Origin of the sequence: Janibacter hoylei PVAS-1 (assembly GCF_000297495.1) — a bacterium.
GTDB lineage: Bacteria > Actinomycetota > Actinomycetes > Actinomycetales > Dermatophilaceae > Janibacter > Janibacter hoylei.
The window spans coordinates 1-7704 of record NZ_ALWX01000106.1 but is presented as its reverse complement, the minus strand read 5'-3'; the positions used below and the strand labels follow the sequence as shown (position 1 = coordinate 7704).

Here is a 7704-nt window from a genome sequence, read left to right as displayed (position 1 = left end):
GGTCGCGGTGCGCCCTGCGCCGCCTCGGCTCGCAGACCATCATCATCGGCCCGGAGCGCGAGACCCCCTTCGCCCGACGGGCGGCGGCCGAGGGCGCCGTCGCCTGGATCGAGCCGACCGTGGGACTCGCCGAGGTCGCCGAGACCATCCGCGACGTCTGCGGCGGGCACGTCCCCCCACCACGCGCGGGTCGACCCCGCCGCGGCCCCCGGTCACGACCCTGACCGACCGCGAGCTGCAGGTGCTCACCCTCTACGTCGCCTCGCGCGGGCACTCCCCCGCGCACATCGGCCGCATCCTCGCCCTGCGCACCTCCACCATCCGCAGCCACCTCGAGCGGGGACGCGCCCGCTACCGCGCCGCCGGCCTCCCCACGAACAACCGCACCGCCCTGAGGGCTGCGCTCGAGGCCGACGGGTGGACCCTGCCCGCGCACGCGTGGATCGAGGCCGGCCGACCGTGACCCTTCGAGACGGCGCTGGCGCGCCTCCTCAGGGAACAGTCGGATTCGAGACGGCGCTGGCGCGCCTCCTCAGGGAACAGTCGGATTCGAGACGGCGCTGGCGCCGCCCACGCGGAACGTGGGACCCACTCAGGGAACAACCACGCCCGGCACGACGCAGGGCCCGCCTCCCCTGACGGGGAGACGGGCCCTGCGTGGCTGCTGACTCGAGGTCAGCCCAAGATCACTTGATGATCTTGGTGACGCGACCGGCGCCGACGGTGCGGCCACCCTCGCGGATGTTGAACTTCAGGCCCTCCTCCATGGCGATCGGCTGGATGAGCTCGACCTTCATGTCGGTGTTGTCGCCGGGCATGACCATCTCGGTGCCCTCGGGCAGCGAGACGACGCCGGTGACGTCGGTGGTCCGGAAGTAGAACTGCGGACGGTAGGAGTCGTAGAACGGCGTGTGACGGCCACCCTCCTCCTTGGACAGGATGTAGACCTGCGCCTCGAACTCGGTGTGCGGGGTGATCGAGCCCGGCTTGCAGATGACCTGCCCGCGCTCGACGTCCTCGCGCTTGGTGCCACGCAGGAGCAGACCGACGTTCTCGCCCGCACGACCCTCGTCCAGGAGCTTGCGGAACATCTCGATGCCGGTGACGGTGGTCGTGGTCTTCTCCTCGCGGATACCGACGATCTCGACCTCCTCGTTGACGTTGAGGATGCCGCGCTCGATACGACCGGTGACGACGGTGCCACGACCGGTGATCGTGAAGACGTCCTCGACGGGCATCATGAACGGCTTGTCGAGGTCACGCTCCGGCTCGGGGATGTAGGAGTCGACGGCGCCCATGAGCTCCATGATCGACTCGCCCCACTTGGCGTCGCCCTCGAGCGCCTTGAGCGCCGAGACCTTGACGACCGGGACGTCGTCGCCCGGGAACTCGTAGGAGGACAGCAGCTCGCGGACCTCCATCTCGACGAGCTCCATGATCTCCTCGTCGTCGACCATGTCGGCCTTGTTGAGCGCGACGACGATGTAGGGGACGCCGACCTGGCGGGCCAGGAGGACGTGCTCCTTCGTCTGCGGCATCGGGCCGTCGGTGGCGGCGACCACGAGGATCGCGCCGTCCATCTGAGCCGCACCGGTGATCATGTTCTTCACGTAGTCAGCGTGACCCGGGCAGTCGACGTGCGCGTAGTGACGCGACTCCGTCTGGTACTCGATGTGCGCGATCGAGATGGTGATACCGCGCTGCTTCTCCTCGGGAGCCTTGTCGATCGTGTCGAACGCCGAGGCCTCGTTGAGGTCGGGGAGCTGGTCGTGCAGCACGCGGGAGATCGCGGCCGTCAGCGTCGTCTTGCCATGGTCGATGTGACCGATGGTGCCGATGTTGACGTGCGGCTTGCTCCGCTCGAACTTTGCCTTCGCCACTGTGTTGTCCTCCTCAGGACGTCTTCTCGGTTACGCCTTTGCCCGGCAGGGTGGCGTCGTTTGTGGGTGTGTTGTGGATGGTCCGTGTCGGGATCCCGGTAATGCTACCGGTCACTCGCCTCGGGTCTTCTTGATGATCTCCTCGGCGACCGCCTTGGGGACCTCCGCGTAGGAGTCGAACTCCATGGAGTAGTTGGCCCGGCCCTGGGTCTTGGACCGCAGGTCACCGACGTAGCCGAACATCTCCGACAGCGGCACGAGGCCGGTGACGACCTTGGCCCCGCTGACGTCCTCCATGGACTGGATCTGGCCACGACGCGAGTTGATGTCGCCGATGACGTCGCCCATGTAGTCCTCGGGGGTACGCACCTCGACCTTCATCATCGGCTCCATGAGCACCGGGTCGGCCTTGCGAGCGGCCTCCTTGAAGGCCATCGAGCCGGCGATCTTGAAGGCCATCTCCGAGGAGTCGACGTCGTGGTAGGCACCGTCGATGAGGGTGGCCTTGACACCGACGACCGGGTAGCCGGCGAGCACGCCGTACTGCATCGCGTCCTGGATACCGGCGTCGACGCTCGGGATGTACTCACGCGGGATGCGACCACCGGTGACGGCGTTCTTGAACTCGTAGAGCTCGCCGTCCCCGTCCTCGGTCGTGGAGTCGAGGGGCTCGAAGGTGATCTGCACCTTCGCGAACTGACCCGAACCACCGGTCTGCTTCTTGTGCGTGTAGTCGTACTTCTCGACCGCACGGCGGATCGTCTCGCGGTAGGCCACCTGCGGCTTGCCGATGTTGGCCTCGACCTTGAACTCACGCTTCATGCGGTCGACGAAGACGTCGAGGTGGAGCTCGCCCATGCCCGCGATGATCGTCTGACCGGTCTCCTCGTCGAGCGAGACCTGGAAGGTCGGGTCCTCTGCGACGAGACGCTGGATCGCGCTGCCGAGCTTTTCCTGGTCGCCCTTCGTCTTCGGCTCGATGGCCACCTGGATGACCGGGGCCGGGAAGGACATCGACTCGAGGATGACCTGGTTGTTGATGTCGCTCAGGGTGTCACCCGTGGTCGTCTCCTTGAGACCGATGACGGCGTAGATGTGCCCCGCCATCGCCTCCTCGACCGGGTTCTCCTTGTTGGCGTGCATCTGGAAGAGCTTGCCGATGCGCTCCTTCTTGCCCTTGGTCGAGTTGATGACCTGGGTGCCCGGCGTGAGCTTGCCCGAGTACACACGGATGAAGGTCAGCGTGCCGAAGAAGGGGTGCGCGGCGATCTTGAAGGCGAGCGCCGAGAAGGGCTCGTCGATGCTCGGCTTGCGGAGCACGACCTCCTCCTCGTTACCGGGGGCGTGGCCCTCCATGGCAGCCACGTCGAGGGGGCTCGGCAGGTAGTCCTTGACGGCGTCGAGCACCGGCTGGACACCACGGTTCTTGAAGGCCGAGCCGCAGAAGATCGGGTAGAGCTCCGAGTTGACGGTGAGCTTGCGGACGCCCGCCTTGATCTCCTCGTCGGTGAGCTCCTCGCCACCGAGGTACTTCTCCATGAGCTCGTCGTCGGACTCGGCGACGCGCTCGATGAGGTGGTTGCGGTACTCCTCGGCCTTCTCCTGGAGGTCCGCGGGGATCTCCTGGGTCTCGTACGAGGCACCGAGGGTGACGTCACCCTTGGCGTCGCCGGGCCAGACGAGGGCCTTCATCTTGATGAGGTCGACGACGCCGACGAAGTCGTTCTCGGCACCGATCGGCAGCTGCATGACGAGCGGCTCCGCACCGAGGCGGTCCTTGATCGTCTGGACGGTGAAGTAGAAGTCCGCGCCCAGCTTGTCCATCTTGTTGACGAAGGCGATGCGGGGGACGTCGTACTTGTCCGCCTGGCGCCACACGGTCTCGGACTGGGGCTCGACGCCCTCCTTGCCGTCGAAGACCGCGACCGCACCGTCGAGGACGCGCAGCGAGCGCTCGACCTCGACCGTGAAGTCGACGTGACCCGGGGTGTCGATGATGTTGATCTGGGTGTCGTCCCAGAAGGAGGTGACCGCGGCGGACGTGATCGTGATGCCGCGCTCCTTCTCCTGCTCCATCCAGTCGGTGGTGGAGGCACCGTCGTGCGTCTCGCCCAGCTTGTGGTTGACGCCGGTGTAGAAAAGGATGCGCTCAGTCGTCGTCGTCTTGCCGGCGTCGATGTGCGCCATGATGCCGATGTTTCGGACCTTGGTCAGGTCCGTCAGGACGTCCTGTGCCACTCGTTATCTCATCTCGCTCGTTGCGGTCGTGTCTGCCCGGGCGGGCGGGTGTGGTCGGGGTCGGCGCGGGGCCGACCCCGACCTGCTGTCACCAGCGGTAGTGCGCGAAGGCCTTGTTGGACTCGGCCATCTTGTGCGTGTCCTCGCGACGCTTGACCGCGGCACCCAGGCCGTTGCTCGCGTCGAGGATCTCGTTCATGAGGCGCTCGGTCATCGTCTTTTCACGACGCTGACGCGAGTAGCCGACCAGCCAGCGCAGCGACAGGGTGGTCGCACGGCCGGGCTTGACCTCGATCGGGACCTGGTAGGTCGCGCCACCGACGCGGCGGGACTTGACCTCCAGGGAGGGGCGGACGTTGTCCAGGGCGCGCTTGAGCGTCTGGACCGGGTCCGTGCCGGTCTTCTCGCGGACACCCTCGAGGGCGTCGTAGACGATGGACTCGGCGATGGACTTCTTGCCGTCGAGCAGGATCTTGTTGACCAGCTGGGTCACCAGCGGGGACTGGTAGACCGGGTCGACGACGAGCGGGCGCTTCGGGGCGGGACCCTTGCGAGGCATTACTTCTTCTCCTTCTTGGCGCCGTAACGGCTGCGGGCCTGCTGACGACCCTTGACACCCTGGGTGTCGAGGGACCCGCGGACGATCTTGTAACGGACACCGGGGAGGTCCTTCACTCGGCCACCACGCACGAGCACGATGGAGTGCTCCTGCAGGTTGTGACCGACACCCGGGATGTAGGCCGTGACCTCGATGCCACTCGTGAGGCGCACGCGGGCGACCTTACGCAGGGCAGAGTTCGGCTTCTTGGGGGTGGTCGTGTACACGCGCGTGCACACGCCACGGCGCTGCGGCGAGCCCTTGAGGGCGGGCGTGGCGGCCTTGGACGGCTTGTCCTGCCGGCCCTTGCGCACCAGCTGGTTGATGGTAGGCAACCTGTGTCTCCGTACGTCGGTGATGTTGTCTGCACCGCTCGGGCGAACCCGACCGGCACTCCTTGGATGCCACCCGCGACCCCCGCACTCGGGTGTGTCGCTGGTGGTGCTCTCCCCTGCACTCCCCGTCACGACCCCGGAAGGTCATCTCGAGATGCCCGGCGAGAGGGGCGAGGGAGGTCGTCTCCGACCTTCCTCCACGCGCGTCACGGCACAGCCGTGCCACGCACGCTGATCAACGATACCGGCGAGCCCATACCGTCACAAATCCGATACGTGCGGGACCTTGCGCGGGGTGTCACGCGAGTCGGTCAAAAGCGGGGGCGTAGGCAAAAGGCCCAGCCATCTCAGGCCGCCACGCCCGCAGGGTCAAGGCCTGGAAGTACTCGTCCGGCCACGGTCCAGGGGAGCCGATCCCGAGGCCCGCCGCCGGCCGGAAGCCGAAGAAGCCGTAGTACTCCGGGTCGCCGAGGAGCACGATCGCCGGCTCGGCGGCCTGCTCGGCGCTCGCAACGACGGCCATGACGAGCGCGGCACCGATCCCCTGCCGCTGCAGCTGCGGTCGCACCGCGATCGGCCCGAGGCCGACCGACGGCGCCCCGTCGAGCGTCCCCCGACTGCACACGACGTGCCCCACGACCTCGCCGTCGAGCTCGGCGACGAAGGTCAGGCCGTCGATGACGGAGCCGTCCGACCGCAGGCCCCGGAGGAGCTCGCGCTCGAGCGACTCCCTTCGCCCCTCGGGCACGCCGAAGGCCGCGTCGTGCAGCGCCTCGGTCGGCGCCGTGTCGGCCGGCGTCTCCCGCCGGATGATGAGGTCGTCGCGCATCAGTACCTGTCCGTGATCCAGTGGCTGTTGCCGGTGAGGAAGGCGAGCAGGTAGGCACCCGCCACGACGAGCAGCAGCACCGTCACGATCGTCGCGTCGGAGCGCGAACGCCGCGTGAAGGTCGTGACCGCCGCCACCGCCAGCACGAGGCCGAGGAGCTTGGTGACCCCGCCCGGCTTGAGCAGGAGCACGAGGGCACCGACGGCCAGCAACGAGCCGAGCGCCCACCGCGCCGCGGTGGCCCGCACCGACATGGGCTGGTCGCGCTGCGCTCCGGTCATGGCTGCATCCTCCCCCATCACGGCACGACGAAGGGGGTCGGTCGCCGTCGCGGCGACCGACCCCCTTCGTGTGGTGCGGCGATCAGCCTTGGCCGCGGCCTTGAGGGCGCTGCCGGCGGAGAGCTTGGCGGCGTAGCCACCGGGGATGACCATCTCCTCGCCCGACTGCGGGTTGCGGCCCTTGCGCTCCTTGCGCTCGACGCGCTCGAGGCTGAAGAAGCCGGGGACGGTGACCTTCTCGCCCTTGGCGACGGACTCGGACAGGACCGCCTGGAGGGCGGTGATGACCTCGGACGCCTGAGCGTTGGTGACGCCGGCCTTCTCGGCGACGGCGCTGGCGAGCTCGGACTTGTTCATGTGGGATCTCCATCCTTGAAGTTCGTGAATCGAACAGGGACCAATCAACCACGAAATCCCGGGTGACGTCGACCTGGCCTTCGGCGTGTTTCCCTTGATTTTCCGGCGATCTTCACCGGCCGATCGTCACATCCGCCTCATCCGTCACACCTGTCACACGGGGCAACGACGACGGGGGTGGCACCGCGATCGCGGCACCACCCCCGTCGGGAGGAACGAGTCTGCTCAGACGTCCAGATCGAGGTCGTCGAGGCGGATCGCCTCGCCCGAGCCGGGACCGAAGACCGGGTAGGCGTACTCGTCGTAGTTGGGCAGCGAGTACATCGCGGCCTTGGCCTCCTCGGTGGGCTCGACGTCCACGTTGCGGTAGCGGGGCAGACCCGTACCGGCGGGGATGAGCTTGCCGAGGATGACGTTTTCCTTCAGACCCAGCAGCGGGTCCGAGCGGCCCTCCATCGCGGCCTCGGTGAGGACGCGGGTCGTCTCCTGGAAGGAGGCGGCGGAGAGCCAGGAGTCGGTCGCGAGCGAGGCCTTGGTGATACCCATGAGCTCCGGACGACCCGAGGCCGGGCGACCACCCTCGGCGACGACGCGACGGTTTTCGGTCTCGAAGCGGGCGCGCTCGGCGAGCATGCCCGGCAGAAGGTTGGCGTCACCCGACTCGAGGATCGTGATCCGGCGCAGCATCTGCCGGACGATGACCTCGATGTGCTTGTCGTGGATCGACACACCCTGCTGGCGGTAGACCTTCTGCACCTCGTCGACGAGGTGCTTCTGGGCGTGACGCGGACCGAGGATGCGCAGGACCTGCTTGGGGTCGATGGCGCCCTGGACGAGCTGGGTACCGACGGCCACGCGCTCGCCGTCCTCGACGAGCAGGCGCGAGCGCTTGCTCACCGGGTAGGCGTGCTCCTCGCCGTCGCGATCCGCGACGAGCAGGATGCGCCGGCCCTTGTCGGTCTCCTCGATCGTGATCTTGCCGTCGGCCTCAGCGATCGGGGCGACACCCTTGGGGGTGCGCGCCTCGAAGAGCTCGACGACTCGCGGCAGACCCTGCGTGATGTCGTCACCGGCCACACCACCGGTGTGGAAGGTCCGCATCGTCAGCTGGGTACCGGGCTCACCGATCGACTGGGCCGCGATGATGCCGACGGCCTCGCCGATGTCGACGAGCTGACCCGTGGCC

The 7704-nt window shown here is 67.7% G+C and carries 8 protein-coding genes and 1 pseudogene; 2 read left to right on the top strand and 7 right to left on the bottom strand.

Features of this window, described 5'->3' with window-relative positions; genetic code table 11:
- Together B277_RS18080 and B277_RS15450 are read left to right on the top strand one after the other, a co-directional pair.
- A partial coding sequence (locus B277_RS18080; protein WP_007930023.1) for a hypothetical protein occupies positions 1–224 on the top strand: 224 nt, incomplete at its 5' end.
- Positions 225–241: 17 nt separating this feature from the next.
- Positions 242–463, top strand: coding sequence for a hypothetical protein (locus B277_RS15450; RefSeq protein WP_007930021.1), 222 nt, complete (start codon positions 242–244; stop codon positions 461–463).
- 223 nt (positions 464–686) lie between these two features.
- On the opposite strand, the gene tuf is transcribed toward B277_RS15450, so the two are convergent.
- The 7 genes and pseudogenes from tuf to B277_RS15415 form a co-directional block, all read right to left on the bottom strand.
- Positions 687–1880: an elongation factor Tu gene (gene tuf, locus B277_RS15445; RefSeq protein ID WP_007930020.1), complete on the bottom strand. Its 1194-nt coding sequence runs from the start codon at positions 1878–1880 to the stop codon at positions 687–689.
- 111 nt (positions 1881–1991) lie between these two features.
- Positions 1992–4118 (bottom strand): elongation factor G, encoded by a 2127-nt coding sequence (fusA, locus tag B277_RS15440; protein WP_007930018.1) that lies wholly within the window; start codon positions 4116–4118, stop codon positions 1992–1994.
- Between the two features lie 88 nt (positions 4119–4206).
- A complete protein-coding gene (gene rpsG / locus B277_RS15435) occupies positions 4207–4677 on the bottom strand; it encodes a 30S ribosomal protein S7 (protein WP_007930016.1) in 471 nt (156 codons plus the stop codon).
- The gene (rpsL, locus tag B277_RS15430; protein WP_007930014.1) at positions 4677–5051 is read right to left on the bottom strand and encodes a 30S ribosomal protein S12; all 375 of its coding nucleotides are present in this window, start codon (positions 5049–5051) and stop codon (positions 4677–4679) included. The genes rpsG and rpsL overlap by 1 nt, the downstream gene beginning before the upstream one ends.
- 298 nt (positions 5052–5349) lie before the next feature.
- Positions 5350–5880 (bottom strand): GNAT family N-acetyltransferase, encoded by a 531-nt coding sequence (locus B277_RS15425; protein ID WP_007930013.1) that lies wholly within the window; start codon positions 5878–5880, stop codon positions 5350–5352.
- Entirely contained in the window at positions 5880–6518 is a 639-nt protein-coding gene (locus B277_RS20430) for an HU family DNA-binding protein (RefSeq protein ID WP_007930011.1), read from the bottom strand. Before B277_RS20430 ends, B277_RS15425 begins: the two co-directional genes overlap by 1 nt.
- Before the next feature lie 225 nt (positions 6519–6743).
- Positions 6744–7704, bottom strand: a pseudogene (locus B277_RS15415) (DNA-directed RNA polymerase subunit beta'); the annotation flags it as partial.